Genomic DNA, 15,920 nt, shown 5'->3' with positions numbered 1-15,920 from the left:
CATCATGCCCCCGGATGGATCACCCGGGGGCCTGCATGTCCAAACTCGCCGCGCTGCGCCAGACGGCGCTCGACTGGATTGCCGCGAATGAAGCGCGGATGTCCGCCTTCAACGAGCGCATCTGGCATTTCGCGGAACCTGCTTGGCGCGAATACAAATCCTCCGCCGCCTATGTCGAACTCCTGCGCGCCGAGGGCTTCGAGGTCGAGGCCGGCTCCGGCGGTATGCCGACGGCCTTCTGCGCGCGCTGGGGGAAGGAAGGGCCGGTCCTCGCCTCCTTCTCGGAATACGACGCGGTGCCGGGGAACTGCCAGGCGGTGGTGCCGCGGCGGGAACCGCGCCCGGGCATGCATCCCTATGCGGCCGGGCATACGGACCCGCATTCCTCGCTGGGCACGGCGGCGCTGACCTCGATCCTTGCGGCCAAGGCGGCCCTGGAGAAGACCGGCACGCCCGGCCGCCTGGTGCTGTTCGGTGAGCCGGCCGAGAAGGTCTGCGGATCGAAGCCCGTGCATGCGGCCAAGGGTTACTATGACGGCCTGGATGCCGCCGTCGTCTATCACCCGCACCTGCAGAACACGGTGACGGCCGAGACGCATTTCGGCGCCTATTGGTCCTGCGTCGTCACCTTCACCTGCGACAATCCCGAAAGCTGGATCGACAAGGCCCTGCTGCCGATCCGCGATGTCGGCCACGCCGCGGCCCGCGCGCCCGGCGCGACCGATGCGCTGTGCCTGATGTACACGACGACGAAATACACCAAGGAGGCGATGTTCCCCCACGCCGGATCGTGGACGCTCAACGAGTTCATCATGCATGGGGGCGATGCGACCTCGGACAACCTCGCGCCGCGCTTCACCCAGATCCAATATTCCTGGCGCACGCCGTCCCTGCCGATGGCGCAGCAGATCGCGAATGTCCTGATGGCCAATGCGCGGTCCGCCGCCGCGGCAACCGCCTGCACGGCGCATTGGCGCTGGGTGACCAAGACGCGTGTCGGCCTGCCCAACACCGTGCTGACGGATGCGACCTGGGCGAACCTCCAGGAGGTCGGCCCGCCCGAATACCCTGCCGCCGCTCAGGTCTTCGCGCGGGAGATCCAGACTGGCCTCGGCCTGGAACCGATGAACGACCCCTTTGCCGCGGCCAACACCACCCTGACCGAGCCTGCGGATTTCGAGGCGAATCTTCGTCACTTCCTGCCGCCCTGGCAGTGGCATCTCTCGGCCGACGACTATGTTGAGTTTTGCTGGCACTGCCCGACGGTGCGGCTGCTGACCGCGCGGCCACGGCTGCGCAGCCCCGATGCGAATTTCGATTACCCGCAATGGACCTACAACGCGCTGGGCGGCCTGCCGGCGGCGATCGACCCCGGCATGTTCGTCGCGGCGAAGACCATGGCGCTGACGCTGCTCGACCTCGCCGCCAAGCCTGGCCTGCTGGACGCGGCGCAGGCGGAATGGCGAGAGCGCACCGGTGGCGGCGTGGGCGGAACCAAATGGGTCGCGCCGCTGTTGGAGAAGGACTTCGTCGCCCCCGTCGACATGCAATGGCCGGAATACGTGACGACCGCGCGCGGCGATGAATGGTGCGTGCCGACGCCGCTCGACGGGCTCGGGGCGGGCGAGGCGCTCTGACAGCGCCGTTGAACCGAGAGGGGCCTTGCCCCTCCCGGACTCACTCCCCCAAAGTCCGAAGGGCCTTTCTGATTACCCCGATGCTTCCACTGGGACGGAGCCGGAGGGGCGCCGCCCCTCCGGACCACCCCGCCAGGCCACAGTGTGGCCTGGACCGCCGGCACTTGGTGCCGGGTGCAGCGTGCATGCTGTTCCCTCGCAGCGCCGTTTGCGCGCAAGGGCGTGTTTCCGCCCCCGTCCTGACCATGGCGCACGCCGCCAAGTGACGGTTTCCAAAGGCCTCGGGCCGATGGGTCCCCAGGGACATTGCATAGCAACCTCCGAGGGATCCCGTGGCGGGATGGCTTTGAGGGCAGCGCGCCTGCAACCTTCCGGTCAGTCGCGACCACAACCCGCATAACCGGCGGCGGCCTCGCCTGCCGCGCGGCCTGTGGCGAAGCAGGCCTGGAGCAGGTAGCCACCAGTCGGCGCCTCCCAGTCCAGCATCTCTCCGCAGGCGAAGATGCCGGGATGGCGGCGCAGCATCAGCGTGCCGTCCACTTCCTCCCAAGCCAGGCCGCCGGCCGAGGAAATCGCGCGCGCGATGGGGAAGGGGGCATTCAGCGTCACCGGCAGGCCCTTCACCAGCGCCGCGAGATCATCCCGCGGCGCACCGGCATGCAGCGCCTCCTGCACCAGGGCGACCGCGACGGGTGACAGCCCGCCCGCGCGCCGCAGATGGTTCGACAGCGACACCGCCGCCGGTCGCGTGTTCAGCCGTGCCGCCAAATCCCCGCGCGCGACATCCGGCCGCAGGTCGATCCGCAGCGTGGCGTGGCCTTGTGCGGCGATCGCCTCGCGCAGCGGCGCGGACAGGCCATAGACGGCGCCGCCCTCGATGCCCTGTGCGGTGATCATGGCCTCGCCGCGTATGGTCGCGCCGCCGAAGGACAGCGCGATCCGCTTCAGCGGCGCGCCGGCAAACCGCGTGCGCAGATGGTCCGACCAGTCCACCGCGAAGCCCATGTTCGAGGGCCGCAGCGGCGCGACGGCGCAGCCCGGCAGCAGCGCGGCCCAGCCGCCATCCGACCCGAGCCGCGGCCAGGACGCCCCGCCGAGCGCGAGCACCGTCGCGCGCGAATGCACGACTGTCGCGCCCTCCGGCGTCGCGAACCGCAGCCCGCCATCCTCAGCGAAACCCGACCAGCGGTGCCGCACTCGCAGCGCGACGCCCAGCGAGGCCAGCCGCGTCAGCCAGGCACGCAACAGCGGCGATGCCTTCATCGCCTTCGGGAACACGCGCCCCGAAGACCCGACGAAGGTCTCCTGTCCGAGCCCCTCGCACCAGGCGATCAGTGCCGCGGGCGGGAAGGCGCGGATGAACGGCTCCAGCCGCGCCCGCGCCGTGCCGTAGCGGTCGAGGAAGCCTTCCAGCGCTTCCGAATGCGTCAGGTTCAGCCCGCCGCGCCCCGCGATCAGCAGCTTCCGCGCGGGCGATGGCATGTGGTCGAACACGGTGACCGCGGCGCCCGATCTCGCCGCCGCCTCCGCCGCCATCAGCCCCGCCGGGCCCGCGCCGATGATCGCGACATCGGGGCGCGGTCGATTCAGACCTGCGCGCCCGTCGGCGCTCCGGCCCTCGGAGGCGCTCAGGCCGCGCTCCGCTCGAGCAACTCGATGGATACATTCTCCGGCCCGCGCAGGAAGCAGATGCGCACGCCGGGCCGGATCGTCGTGGGCTCCATGCTGAAGACCACGCCCTTCGCCTTCATCTCGGCGGCCACCGCGTCGATGCCGGTCACGGCCAGGCCGATATGCTCAAGCCCGCGATAGGGCGGCATCGGCGCATCGCCGGTGGTCGGCTCGTTCACCGGCGAGACGAAGATCGGCTGCCCGCCCAGCACGAAATCGATGCGCTGCGGGCTGCGCTTCAGCGTCACGCCGAAGACGCGCTCGTAGAAGGTGGCGGTCGCCTCCGGGTCTGGGCTGCGCAGGTGGATGTGGTCGAAGGTGAAGGTCATGGGGGTCTCCCGGTCAGACGGCGTGACTGTCATGCAGCGCCGCACGCGCCGCCGCGTCGTAGCCGAGTTCGGCAAGGATGGCATCCGTATCCGCGCCGAGCGCCCGCGGCGGCGCATCCACGCGCGGCCCGCCATGGGCGAAGCCGAAGGCGGCGACGGGCACGGCGAAGGGGCCGTCCACGTCCGCCACATCCGCGAAGCGATGGGTCAGGCCTCGCGCGGCGATCTGCGGATCGGCCAGCGCCTCATCCATCCGCCGCACCCGCCCGGCCGGAACGTGCTTCGACTGCAGGAAGACCTCCCACTCATCGGCCGTGCGGGTCAGCATGATCTCGCGCAGCGCGGCGGCCTCCTCGGCACGATAGGTCACGCGGTCCTCGTTGCGCGTCTTGGCCATCTCCGGCCGGCCGAGCGCCGCCCAGAGCCGCCTCTGCTGCCGCAGATTGGACGCCCCCAGCATCACCATCCCGTCCTTCGTCGGGTAGGTGGAGTTGGTCGCATATTCATGGTCGTTGCCGCGCGGGCGAGGCGATTTGGCGGTGCGGGAGTGCGCGGTGACGTGCGACGCCATCATCATCATCGCCACGTCCAGCATGGCGAGGTCGATGCGCTGCCCCTTGCCCGTGCGCTCCCGCTGGAACAGCGCGGAGGCCAGCGCGAAGGCGCCCATCGTCCCGGTCGCATAGTCGATCGCCGGTGCGCCGAGCTTGAGCGGATTCACCTCCGCCGTGCCGGTCGCCGCCATGATGCCGGAACTCGCTTGGATCACATGGTCATAGGCCGTCTGCCCGCTGCGCGGCCCGGTCTGCCCGAAAGCCGAGATCGAGCAGTAGATGAGCCGAGGATTCAGCTTTGACAGCGCGTCATAGCCGAGGCCCAGAGCCGCGAAGGCGCCAGGCCGGTAATTCTCCACCAGCACATCGGCCTCCGCGACGAGCTTGCGGAAGACCTCGCGCGCCGCCTCCTGCTTCAGATCAAGCGTCAGCGACCGCTTGTTCGACCCCTGGGTCAGGAAGTAGGTGCCCATGCCCGCGCGGTTCAGATCCCAGTCCGGCCCCTGTCCGCGGCTCTGATCGGGATCGCCGGGATGCTCGACCTTGATCACATCCGCCCCCAGCAGCGCGAGCTGATACGCTGCGAAGGGTCCGGCCAGCACATGCGTGGCATCGACGATGCGGATGCCTTCGAAGGGGCGGGACATCAGCCGAGGCTCACATTGTTGCGGCGGATCAGCGCGCCCCAGCGTTCGCGCTCACGCGCGATGTAGTCGCCGAACTGCGCTGGCGTCATGGGGTTCGCGACCGCGCCCTCGGTCTCCAGCCGGGCGCGGAAGGCCGCCTCGCCGAGGGTGCGGTTGCAGGCCTCGTTCAGCTTGCCGACGATCGCGTCCGGCGTACCGGGTGGGGCGACGATGCCGTACCATTGCAGCGCCTCGAAGCCCAGCACGCCCTGTTCGGCGACAGTCGGGATGTCATTCGCCGCCGGCAGCCGCTCCAGGGACGAAATCCCGAGCGCCCGCAACTGCCCTGCGCGTACTGGCGGTAGCGCCGGCGGCCCCCCGGTCATGGTGAGTTGGATCGTGCCCGCGATCAGGTCGGTCATCATCGGGCCCGTGCCGCGATAGGGCACATGGGTCATCTCGGTGCCCGTCGCCTCGTTGAAGGCGACCATGGCGATATGCGCGGCACTGCCATTGCCGCCGCTGCCATAGGTGAGTTCGCCGGGCTTGCTCTTGGCCAGCGCGATCAGGGACTGCACGTCGCGCGCCGGCAGCGTGTTGGTCACCACCAGGAAGTTCGCGACATTCGCCACCAGCGCCACCGGCACGAACTGCGCCGTGTCGAAGCTGAGGTTGCGATAGAGCGTCGGGTTGCAGGCCAGCGTCCCGATATGCCCCATCATCAGCGTCTGCCCGTCCGGCGCGCTGCGGAAGACCTGCTCCGATCCCAGCGTGCCGCCCGCACCCGGGCGGTTGTCGATGATAAAGGGCTGACCGAAGGTCTCCGACAGCCGCTGGCCCATCGCGCGGGCGAGGATGTCGGTCGATCCGCCCGGGGTGAAGGGCACGACCAGGCGCACCGGCTTGTCGGGCCAATGGCCCTGCGCGCGGGCGACCGCGAAGGGGGTGAGCGTCGCGCCGGCGATGGCGGCGCGTCGGGTGATGCGGGTCATGATGACGGTCCCTCGATCAGCACGCCGTCTCTCCGCAGCGTGTCTATCTCGTCCTGCGACAGCCCGGCCGCTTCGAGCACCGCGGCTCCATCCGCGCCCAGGCGCGGCGCGGGCGGGCGCGGCGGCGCGATGCCGCCGGAGAAGCGGTTCGGCCGCCCGATCGCCCAGGTCGGGCCCTCGGTCGGATGCTCTTCCTCCGTCACCATGCCCACCGCTCGCAGATGCGGATCGTCGATCAGCGAGCCGATCGTGTTGTAGGGGGAGGCCGGCACATCCACGCGGTCGAAGATCTCCAGCCACTCCGCCGAGGTCTTCCCGCCGAGCGAGGTCGCGCGGATATGGAAATACTCCTTGGTGTGTTGGACGCGGTCGGCGACTCTGGCGAAGCGCGCATCGGTCTTCAGTTCGGGCCGGCCGATGGCGTCGAAGAAGGCATGCGCCTGCGCATCCGTGTTGGCCGAGATGCAGATGAAGCCGTCCTTCGTCGGCAGCGGCTTACCGTCCGGGCTCAGTACGCGATGGTCGCCCGGCGGGCCTAGCGCCGGGCGGAAGGACGCCGCGCCGAGATGCTCCTGCATGATGTAGGCGGCCATGTTCTCGAACATGGGCACCTCGATGGCCTCGCCGATGCCGGTCTTCTCGCGGCGATAGAGCGCGAAGCCGATCATCTGCGCGGCGATCAGCCCCACCGTATGGTCGGCGACCAGGAAGGGCACGTAGCGCGGTTCGCCGGTCGAGGCCTCGAAGGCGCCGGCGACACCGGACACGCCCTGGATGACGGTGTCGTAGGCCGGCCGCCCGGCATAGGGACCGCCCGTGCCGAAGCCGGTGATCGAGCAGTGGATCAGCCGCGGCGCCATCGCCCGCAGGCTCGCCTCATCGACGCCGAGCCGCGCCTGCGCATCCGGCCGGATATTGGTGACGAAAACATCGACCGTTGCCGCGAGCTTCTGCAGGGCCGCGATGCCCGCCGCCTTCTTCAGGTCGATGGCGAGCGACTTCTTGCCCCGGTTGAAGTTCAGGAACTTCCCGTTCATGCCCGGGCTGCGGCCCTTACCGGCGAGGGACCGCAGCAGGTCGCCAGAAGGCGGTGCCTCGATCTTGATGACCTCGGCCCCGTGCTCGCAGAGCACATGCGTGCAGATCGGCCCCACCACCACGGCCGAGAGATCGAGCACGCGGATGCCGTCGAGAGGACCCGCCATGTCAGGCAATCCTTGTCTTGATGCGAATGGCCATCGCGCCATCCGGTTGCCCGACCCACAGCGTGTGCTCGCCCTCGGCATTCGCGACCGTGCCACACAACAGGGACGGCGCATTGCAGAAAACCGGCTGGATGGTGCGTGCGTCGTAGTGGCGGATCTGCGCGCCGGGGGCGCGGCGCAGCGCGGCCTCGAACAGGAATAGTGTGCTGACGCTGCCATTGACGACCAGGGCCGGATACCCCTCGACGTCCCGGGCATAGTCCGCATCGTAATGGATGCGGTGGCCGTTGAAGGCGAGGGCCGAGAAGCGGAACAGGATCACCGGGTCTGGCGTCCAGGAATCGCGCCAGGCGGCATTCGGCACCGTGACCGGTGCCTCCTTCGGCGCCGGCGCGTTGCGCTTCGCCTCCAGATAGACGGTGTCCTGCTCCTCCACCGCGACCAGGCCGTTCGGCCCGGTGATGGTGTGGCGGAGCATGACGAAGATCATCGCCCCGGATCGCCCGACCTTCGGCGTGATGGAGGCGATCGCCGTCTCGCGTTCCAATGTGTCCCCGACGCATGGCGCGGCATGGTAGGTGACGCGCCGCCCCCCCAGCATGCGGCGGGGCAGGGGCACGGGCGGCAGGAAGTCGCCCTTCGCCGGATGCCCATCCGGGCCGAGCTGCGACTGCGGCTGCGCATCATCGAACAGCATGGACAGCCAGTGGTTCGGCACAGGTGCGCCGCGATCCAGCGCGATGTCGGTGCGATCGGTCAGCGCCGCCATGCGGCGGACCAAGGGCGTGGCCATCTCGTCCGCGATGCGGCGCTTGCGGCCGACCCAGTCATGAATGTCCGTCATGCGAACCCATACAGTCGAGCAGGATTGTCCACCAGCACACGCTGCAGCGCGGCAGCGTCGCCGAATTCCGGCAGCAGATCGACGAGGTCAGCCTCGTCCGGTTCCCACCGCACATTGGGGTGTGGCCAGTCGGTGCCCCATAGGGTGCGGTCGGGCGCTGCCTCGATCAGCCAGCGGGCGAAGGGGATGGCGTCGCGGAAGGGCGGGCCTTCGGCTGAGATGCGCTCCGACCCCGACACCTTCACCCAGTAATTCTCGCGCTTCAGCAGGTCGAGCAGGATGCGGAACGGCGCCTGGTCCAGCCCGTCCGCCACCGGCACGCGGCCCATATGGTCGATCACCACAGGCAGGGTGAAGCCGCGCAGCAGCGCCTCGAATTCCGGGATGTTCGCGGCGTCGAGGTGCAGCACCAGATGCCACCCCATGGCCGCGATGCGGTCCGCGGTGCGCTTCACCAGCGCGATATCCGGCGCGCCGCCCAGGTGCTTCACGAAGCCGAAGCGCACGCCGCGCACCCCGCCATCGTGCAGCGCCTGATATTCGGCATCGCCGAAGCTGTCATCGACCAGCGCGACACCGCGATAGGTCGCGGGATTGTCGGCGACGGCGTCGAGCATCGCCCGGTTGTCGGATTTGTACACCGAGGTCTGCACGATGACGCAGCGCTGCACGCCGAGCCGTGCATGCAGCGCCAGCAGGTCGGTCTTGTTGCGCTCCGGCGGCGTATAGGGCGCGCCTTTCGCGACGGGAAAGCGGTCGAAGGGCCCCCAGACATGCACATGCGTGTCGCAGGTGCCGGGCGGCAGGACGAAGGTGGGGCGACGATCGGAAGCCATGGCATCAGGCCTTCGGGAAATCGTAAAGGCGGGCAGGGGTGTCGGTCAGGATCTTCCGGCGCACCGTCGGATCGGTCGTCCAGTCAAGGAAGACCTCCAGCAGTCGCTTCGCGTCCGGCCGCCCGCCATCCGGGCGCGGATGCGGCCAGTCGGTGCCCCAGACCAGCGCGTCGGGGTTCGCCGCGACCAGCGCATCATGGAAGGGCTTCGCCTCCAGATAGTCCGGCTTCACCGCGCCCAGCCGATAGGTGCCCGAGACCTTCGCCATATAGCGCCCGTCCCCAATGCCTCGCAGCAGTGCCTGGAAGCCCGGATCGCTGGTCCCGTGGCTGTGGTGCATCCGCCCCATGTGGTCGACCACGATCGGCACCGGCACCTTGGCGAGGCGCGGTTCCAAATCCGGCAGGTGCCGCGCATCGATCCAGAGCTGCAGATGCCACCCCAGTTCCGCCATCACCGGGAAGAAGGGCTCGATCTCCTCCAGCCGGACGCCACCGTGATAGGCCGCCTGGCCGTCGCGGCGGTATTCATTGGCGCGCAGCCCGCGAATGCCGTCGCGGTGCATCGCCCGCAGCGTGTCGGGTGTCGCCTCGGACCCCACCACCGCGACGCCGCGAAGCCGGTCCGGTGCGCGGCGCAGAGCATCCAGCGTGCAGGCATTGTCGCGGTCGTAAGCCGAAGGCTGCACGATCACGCCGCGATCCAGTTCCAGCCGGTCGAGCAGTGCGAGGTAGTCCTCGAGCGTCTCGTCCTCCGGCGTGTAGGAGCGCGGTTCGGCATAGGGGAACCGCGCCGCCGGGCCGAAGATGTGGCAGTGGCAGTCGGTGGCACCTGGCGGGGTTCGGCGCATGGTCACTCCACCCGGATATCGGCGGCGCGCGCGACCGTGCGCGAGCGTTCCAGGTCGGCGGCGATGAAGGTTGCGAAACCGTCCGGCGTGGCGAGCGCTCCCATGGCGGCCTCGCCCCCCATCGCTTCCATGCGGCTGCGGAAATCGGGTTCGCGGACGATGGCGGCCATGGCCTCGCCGAGCTTGCGCATCGCCTCGGGCGGCGACCCGGCCGTCGCCAGCAGCCCCACATAGGATCCGGCGGTGAAGTTCGGGACACCCTGTTCGATCATGGTCGGCACATCGGGCAGGGCGGACAGCCGCGCGGCCGAGGCCACCGCGACGATGCGCGCCTTGCCGTCGCGATGCAGCGGCAGCGCCGTGGAGAATTCCGTGAACAGCATCGGCAGGTTGCCGGCGAGGAAATCCGGCAAGGCTGCCCCGCCGCCGCGATAGGGCACGTGCAGCAGGTTCGCCCCCGTCGCCGCCTTGAAGGCTTCGAGCGAGAGATGCGTCGCACTCGCCACGCCCGCCGTGCCAATGCCGATCCCATCCGCAGCGCGCTTCGACGCCGCGACGACATCCGCGACGGTGCGATAGGGCGAGCTGGGCTGGACGACCAGGCAATGCGGCACCTGCATCGCCATGGCGATGGGCGCAAAATCCTTCGCCGCGTCATAGGGCAGGCGCGCCTGCACCACGGGGTTCACCGAGAGCGGGCCGTTCGACCCGATCAGCAGCGTGTAGCCGTCGGGCCGCGCATGGGCGACGGCATCGGCGCCGACTCCGCCGCCGGCACCGGGACGATTCTCCACCACCACCGGCTGGCCGAGCTTCTCCTGCAGGCGCGGCTGGAGGATGCGGCCGATCGCATCGGCATTGCCGCCGGCGGCGAAGGGGACGATGACGCGGATCGGGCGGTCGGGCCATGCGGCCTGCGCGCGCGCCTCGCCCGCGACGAGAAGCGCGGCCCCTGCGGCCAGCGTCTGGCGACGGCTGAGCATCGGATGTTTCCTCCGGGCGTTTCTGGACGCGGCCAGCATCGCACGCCCGCAGGCCGCGTCAAAACAGGCGGGTCGGCACCGCCACCGCGCCCTGCATCAGACGGCGCGCGGAACGGAACACCACGGCGCTGTCCGCCACCCAGCCATCGTCGCCGCGTCGCACTTCCGCACCGACCGACAGGACACCAGACGGATTGGCGAGCCGCACCTCATCCGTCTTCGGCGCCGCACCGATAATTTGTGGCAGCGACCCATCGATGCGCACGGCCACACCGAGCGCCATGCCGCCGGTCAGCGGCACGGCGCGATGGGCGCGCTCCATCGAGATCATGCGGACCGCGACCTCATGCGTCTCCGCGCCAATCGTCACACCATCCAGCGCGCGATAAGCGGCCGGCGCGGCGATGACGGCGACCTTGGGGATAGCGAGCGGTGCCGCCTCCGGCGTCGCGGCGAGGCCCATGCGCACCGCCGCCTGCCGGCGCAGTGCATCCAGTAGTGCCAGCGCTTCGGGACGTGCCTCGATCGCCTCGGGGCTTTCCGTGCCGGTCAGGCCGAGTTCCGCCGCGTCGAGGAAGACGCAGGCATTGGCCGCATCGACCAGCGTCGCGCGATAGCGGCGGCCTTCATGTTCCAATACGTCCATCACGTTGCCGGTCGGCAGCAGCGACCCCGTCGCGCCGCCACCGGGGTTCAGGAAATCCAGCCGGATGCGCGCCCCCGTGCCGGCGACGCCGGCCATGGCGAAATCGCCCTCCGTCGCCGCGCGGCGGCCGCGCACCAGGAAGCGCGCATGGATGATGCGTTTCGTGTTGACCTGATGGATGCGCACCAGCGTCTCGCCATCCGAGGCCCGGATCAGCCCCTCATCCACCGCGAAGGGCCCGACGGCCGAGGACAGGTTCCCGCAATTGCCCGACCAGTCCACGAGCGGCCGGTCCACCGCGACCTGGGCGAAGGTGTAGTCCACATCGGCATCCGGATGCGTCGGGGGCCCGATGATCACCGCCTTGGATAGCGAGGAGATCCCACCTCCCATGCCGTCGAGCTGCCGCCCATAGGGATCGGGGCTGCCGAGCACCGACAGGAGGATCGCATCCCGCTTCGCCCGGTCCTCGGGCAGGTCCTTGGCATGGAAGAAGACGCCCTTGGAGGAACCCCCACGCAGGAAGATGGCGGGGATGAAGACCTGGTCCATGTGACGGGTCCTTGTGGCGGCGCTAGACTGGCGCGGTGATCATTGCTGGGAAGGGAATGCCCATGCTCGACCGTTCCGCCAAGGGCGTTTTCGTCATCGCCCCCACGCCCTTCCTGCCGGACGGGGCGCTCGACCTTGCCAGCACCGACCGGATGACGGATGCCTTCATCGCCGCCGGTGCCTCGGGGATGACCATCCTCGGCGTGATGGGGGAGGCGCCGAAGCTGACCGAGGCGGAGAGCCTTACCTTCGTCGACCGCGTGCTGAAGCGGACGGCCGGGCGCATTCCCGTGGTGGTCGGGGCCTCGGCACCCGGTTTCGCGCAGATGAAGGCCATCGCGCGCGGGTCGCTGGATCTCGGTGCGGCGGGGATCATGGTGTCGCCGACCCCGGGGCTGAAGGGGGATGAGGCGGTTATCACCTACATCGCCCAGGCGATGGATGTGGTCGACGCGCCCTTCGTGCTGCAGGACTATCCGCAGCTCACGGGCATCACCATGACCGCGCCGATGATCGCGCGCATGGCGGCCGATCCGCGCATGGTCATGCTGAAGGCGGAGGACTGGCCCGGCCTCGACAAGCTGACCGCCATCCGCCGCATGGAAGCCGAGGGGAAGATGCCGCGCGTCGCTATCCTCGGAGGCGTCGGCGGGCAGTTCCTGCCGGAGGAACTGGCCCGCGGCGCGGACGGGATCATGACCGGCTATGCCTATCCCGAGATGCTGGTGAAGGTCTGCGCGCTGATGGCCGCCGGCCAGCGCGACGCGGCGCAGGACCTGTTCGACACGCATCTGCCGCTGATCCGTACCGAGGTGCAGCCCGGCCTTGGCCTCGCCATCCGCAAATACGTGCTGAAGAAGCGCGGCATCATCGCCCATGACACGCTGCGCGCGCCGGGGCCGAAGATGTCGAAGGAAACGGCGGGCGAGGTGGACTATCTGATGGCACGGCTGGAGCGGCGCGAGCGTCTGCTGGCGGCCTGATCTTCGATCACGTCCATTCTGCCACTGGCAATACTTTCCGGATCCGGGATATTCTGACCTTGTCGGATCCGGGAACCGCATGATGCTGAAGTCGTGTCTGCGCGTCTTGGTTGTGGCTTGCGTTGTGCTCGGGGGCATGGGCGGCGCGAAGGCTCAGCCGGACCCCAATGGCAAACCGACCCGCCCGGTCGGCTGGGAATACCGCCCCTCGCCGGGCAACCAGTTGCCCGCCTTCGCCTATGATCTCTGCCCGGGCTGCTACTATGAGGACTCTGCCCTCATCGCCGTGACCTGCCCGGTAGGGCGGGTGCCCGAGATGACGCTGCATCCGCCCGACAATCGGGCCGCGCTGACGCGGCTCGAGAACCAGATGGTCGAGATTTCGCTGGTCATCGACGGTTTTCGTCACGGGTTCCGCCTTCGCGTCGACCTGGGGCCGACCGGCCCGCTGATGACCACGCCGGTGCCGTCCGAACATCCGATGTTCCAGGCCCTGGCCGATGGGCGCATGCTCGTGCTGGCAGGACCTGGCGGGTCGGTGAACATCCCGCTCACCGGATCGGGTGCGGCGATTCGCGACTGGGCACGGGCCTGCAACGCGCAGGTGGCAGCGCCGCCGCCCCGCGCCGCCCCCGCGGCCCCCATGATGACGCTGGGGCCGGCACCGTCGCGCGATCCCTCGAGCGGGAGTTCCAGTTCCAGCGCGGCGGCGGCGCCGGCACCCGCCCCGGCACCGGTCGCGCCGCCAGCGGCTCCAGTGGCGCAGGGCGTGCCCGAGGCGACGCTCCGCGCGCGCTTCGCGGCCTATCTGGCACGCGAATACAGCGGGATTCCGCGCAACGGCTATGCGGTGCAGTTCGTCGACCTGAATGGCGACGGCATCGCCGAGGCGTTGCTCGATATCAATTACGATTCCGGCTGGTGCGGCGCGCGCAACTGCCCGATGGACATCCTCGACCTTTCGGGCGCTGCGGCGCGGCCGCTGTTCGGCGGGCTGGTCGCATCGCCGGGGTCGCGGCCCCTCGACAGCCGAACCCAGGGCTGGCGCGATGTCCGCCTCGCGGACGGCCATGTCCTTCGCTGGCGCAACGGCAAATACGACTGGTGAGGCAGCCGCGCCGTCGCTGTCAGCCGCGCTCCCGGATCACGCTGCGGATCGCGAAGGAGGACTGGATCCGCTGCACCCCCGGCAGCCGCGACAACTGCTCCTTGTGGATGCGCTCGTAATCCGCCGCATCCCGCGCCTCGACTCGCAGCAAATAGTCCGACATGCCGGTCATGAGGTAGCACTCGCGCACCTCCGGCAGGCGTCGCACGGCGGCCTCGAAGCGCGACAGGTGCTCCTCCGTCTGCCGGTCCAGCGTGATCTGTACGATCACCGTGACGGTCTCGCGATCCGCTGGCTCGTCGATGATCGCGGTGTAGCCGCGGATCACGCCGCTGCGTTCCAGCAGCCGCAGGCGCCGCAGGCAGGCCGATTGGGACAGTCCGACCGCCTCGGCCAGGGCGGCATTGGTCATCCGTCCGTCCTGTCGAAGGGCACGAAGGATACGAAGGTCAGAATCGTCCAGGCTTGGCATGATCTGCGACAATTTCGCAGAATCTGTGCAGGTATGCCAGTCGAACGGCAGATCCTGCGACGCTTCCGCAGCACATGCGACACCGAACCGTCACACCATTGCCGCATCGCAGCATTCTTCCGGAATGGGTGCCCTCATGCGCGTCATCGTCCTCGGCAGCGGCGTCGTCGGCGTCACCTCAGCCTGGTATCTCGCCAAGGCCGGCCATGAGGTCACCGTCATCGACCGGCAGGATGCGGCCGGCATGGAGACGTCCTTCGCCAATGCCGGGCAGCTCTCCTATGCCTATTCCGCCCCCTGGGCGGGCCCCGGCATCCCGGTCAAGGCGCTGAAGTGGATGATGATGCGCCACCGCCCGCTGGTGATGTGGCCGCGCGCCGACCGCCGCCTCTATTCCTGGCTTGCGATGATGCTCGCCAATTGCACCGAGGCCGCCTACCGGGTGAACAAGACGCGCATGGTCCGCCTCGCCGAATATTCCCGCGACTGCCTGGGCGATCTGCGGCGCGAGACCGGCATCGCCTATGACGGGCGCAGCATGGGTACGCTGCAGCTCTTCCGCACCCAGAAGCAGCTCGATCATGTGGCCGACGACACTGCCGTGCTCGACACCTTCAAGGTGCCCTATGAGGTGCTGGACCCCGCGAGCTGCATCGCCGCCGAACCTGCGCTGAAGAACGTGCAGGGCAAGTTCGTCGGCGGGTTGCGCATGCCGGGTGACGAGACCGGCGACGCCCACATCTTCACCCAGCGCCTGGCCGCCATGGCCGCGCAGGCCGGCGTGGCCTTCCACTACGGCGCGACGATCAAGGGCCTGACCACGGAAGGCGACCGCGTCACCGGCGTCGTCACCGACAAGGGGATCGAGACCGCCGATTCCTATGTCGTCGCCCTCGGCTCCTTCACGCCGGAACTGCTGGCGCCGCTCGAGGTCCGCGTGCCGATCTACCCGGTGAAGGGGTACTCGCTGACCATTCCCATCCGTGACGAGTCCGGCGCGCCCGTCTCCACCGTGATGGACGAGACCTACAAGGTCGCGATCACCCGCCTCGGCGACCGCATCCGCGTCGGCGGCACGGCGGAACTCGCCGGCTTCTCTCTGCAACTCCGCAAACCGCGGCGCGAGACGCTGGAGCACTCCGTCACCGACCTCTTCCCCAAGGGCGGCAATGTCTCTGAGGCGCTGTTCTGGACCGGTCTGCGCCCGATGACGCCGGACGGCACGCCGCTGGTCGGGCCGACGCGGTTCAGGAACATGCACCTGAACACCGGCCACGGGACGCTGGGCTGGACCATGGCCTGCGGGTCGGGGCGCGTCCTGGCCGACCTCGTGACGGGAAAGAAGCCGGAGATCGAGACCTCCGACCTTTCGATCGCGCGCTACGCGGCGGCGTGACGCGGAAGGCGCCTCGTCCACCTCTCTAAGGCTGGAATCGGAGGGGCGCGGTCCCCTCCGAACCAGCCGTGATCGGGTTTCATGGGACGGCGCCTTGCAACGCCCATGAGTGCCCCTGGATGCGGGCATCCTGGATTGCAGCTCTCTGGCGCAGGTGGCCTGAGTCCCCCGGGCGCACTTCGCGCGCAAATGAGGGTTCCGACGCCATTCTGCCCGTGCCGCACGGCGCCAGTTGG

At 69.2% G+C, this 15,920-nt stretch carries 15 protein-coding genes; 4 read left to right on the top strand and 11 right to left on the bottom strand.

The genetic code is table 11. The features are described 5' to 3' along the window. The first annotated feature begins 35 nt into the window (after positions 1 to 35). Positions 36 to 1,637, top strand: a complete 1,602-nt coding sequence (locus KPL78_RS17865) for a zinc-binding metallopeptidase family protein (protein WP_219764340.1) — start codon at positions 36 to 38, stop codon at positions 1,635 to 1,637. Positions 1,638 to 2,012: 375 nt separating this feature from the next. Here KPL78_RS17865 and KPL78_RS17860 read toward each other — a convergent pair whose 3' ends face one another. Genes KPL78_RS17860 through KPL78_RS17815 form a run of 10 tightly spaced genes read right to left on the bottom strand, consistent with a single transcriptional unit; the run spans position 2,013 to position 11,725 of the window. Continuing rightward, complete coding sequence (locus KPL78_RS17860; protein ID WP_255569209.1) at positions 2,013 to 3,227, bottom strand: BaiN/RdsA family NAD(P)/FAD-dependent oxidoreductase; 1,215 nt, start codon at positions 3,225 to 3,227, stop codon at positions 2,013 to 2,015. A gap of 38 nt (positions 3,228 to 3,265) precedes the next feature. Continuing rightward, positions 3,266 to 3,637, bottom strand: a complete 372-nt coding sequence (locus KPL78_RS17855) for a VOC family protein (protein ID WP_219764339.1) — start codon at positions 3,635 to 3,637, stop codon at positions 3,266 to 3,268. 13 nt (positions 3,638 to 3,650) lie between these two features. After that, positions 3,651 to 4,838, bottom strand: a complete 1,188-nt coding sequence (locus KPL78_RS17850) for a CaiB/BaiF CoA transferase family protein (protein WP_219764338.1) — start codon at positions 4,836 to 4,838, stop codon at positions 3,651 to 3,653. Beyond that, positions 4,838 to 5,809, bottom strand: coding sequence for a Bug family tripartite tricarboxylate transporter substrate binding protein (locus tag KPL78_RS17845; RefSeq protein WP_219764337.1), 972 nt, complete (start codon positions 5,807 to 5,809; stop codon positions 4,838 to 4,840). The genes KPL78_RS17850 and KPL78_RS17845 overlap by 1 nt, the downstream gene beginning before the upstream one ends. Beyond that, entirely contained in the window at positions 5,806 to 7,014 is a 1,209-nt protein-coding gene (locus tag KPL78_RS17840; RefSeq protein ID WP_219764336.1) for a CaiB/BaiF CoA transferase family protein, read from the bottom strand. The genes KPL78_RS17845 and KPL78_RS17840 overlap by 4 nt, the downstream gene beginning before the upstream one ends. 1 nt (position 7,015) lies before the next feature. Beyond that, on the bottom strand, positions 7,016 to 7,858 hold the full coding sequence (locus KPL78_RS17835) for an HTD2 family dehydratase (RefSeq protein ID WP_219764335.1): 843 nt from the start codon (positions 7,856 to 7,858) through the stop codon (positions 7,016 to 7,018). Further along, positions 7,855 to 8,694 (bottom strand): amidohydrolase family protein, encoded by an 840-nt coding sequence (locus KPL78_RS17830; protein WP_219764334.1) that lies wholly within the window; start codon positions 8,692 to 8,694, stop codon positions 7,855 to 7,857. The genes KPL78_RS17835 and KPL78_RS17830 overlap by 4 nt, the downstream gene beginning before the upstream one ends. 4 nt (positions 8,695 to 8,698) lie before the next feature. Further along, on the bottom strand, positions 8,699 to 9,544 hold the full coding sequence (locus tag KPL78_RS17825; protein ID WP_219764333.1) for an amidohydrolase family protein: 846 nt from the start codon (positions 9,542 to 9,544) through the stop codon (positions 8,699 to 8,701). A 2-nt stretch (positions 9,545 to 9,546) separates the two neighbouring features. Further along, complete coding sequence (locus KPL78_RS17820) at positions 9,547 to 10,527, bottom strand: Bug family tripartite tricarboxylate transporter substrate binding protein (RefSeq protein ID WP_219764332.1); 981 nt, start codon at positions 10,525 to 10,527, stop codon at positions 9,547 to 9,549. Positions 10,528 to 10,585: 58 nt separating this feature from the next. Beyond that, positions 10,586 to 11,725, bottom strand: a complete 1,140-nt coding sequence (locus KPL78_RS17815) for a 2-methylaconitate cis-trans isomerase PrpF family protein (protein WP_219764331.1) — start codon at positions 11,723 to 11,725, stop codon at positions 10,586 to 10,588. 62 nt (positions 11,726 to 11,787) lie between these two features. Between KPL78_RS17815 and KPL78_RS17810 the strand changes: the two genes are divergently transcribed. Then, complete coding sequence (locus KPL78_RS17810) at positions 11,788 to 12,708, top strand: dihydrodipicolinate synthase family protein (protein WP_255569158.1); 921 nt, start codon at positions 11,788 to 11,790, stop codon at positions 12,706 to 12,708. Between the two features lie 79 nt (positions 12,709 to 12,787). Next, complete coding sequence (locus KPL78_RS17805; protein WP_219764329.1) at positions 12,788 to 13,816, top strand: hypothetical protein; 1,029 nt, start codon at positions 12,788 to 12,790, stop codon at positions 13,814 to 13,816. A 19-nt stretch (positions 13,817 to 13,835) separates the two neighbouring features. On the opposite strand, the gene KPL78_RS17800 is transcribed toward KPL78_RS17805, so the two are convergent. Next, the gene (locus KPL78_RS17800; RefSeq protein ID WP_219764571.1) at positions 13,836 to 14,288 is read right to left on the bottom strand and encodes an Lrp/AsnC family transcriptional regulator; all 453 of its coding nucleotides are present in this window, start codon (positions 14,286 to 14,288) and stop codon (positions 13,836 to 13,838) included. A 136-nt stretch (positions 14,289 to 14,424) separates the two neighbouring features. Here KPL78_RS17800 and KPL78_RS17795 point away from each other — a divergent pair, with 136 nt between their 5' ends. After that, entirely contained in the window at positions 14,425 to 15,684 is a 1,260-nt protein-coding gene (locus tag KPL78_RS17795) for a D-amino acid dehydrogenase (RefSeq protein ID WP_219764328.1), read from the top strand. The last annotated feature ends 236 nt before the right edge of the window (positions 15,685 to 15,920 follow it).

The sequence above is a fragment of the Roseomonas alba genome, assembly GCF_019430885.1.
GTDB lineage: Bacteria > Pseudomonadota > Alphaproteobacteria > Acetobacterales > Acetobacteraceae > Neoroseomonas > Neoroseomonas alba.
The sequence above is the reverse complement of the archived record's forward strand: the minus strand, read 5'-3'. Positions and strand labels throughout refer to the sequence as shown.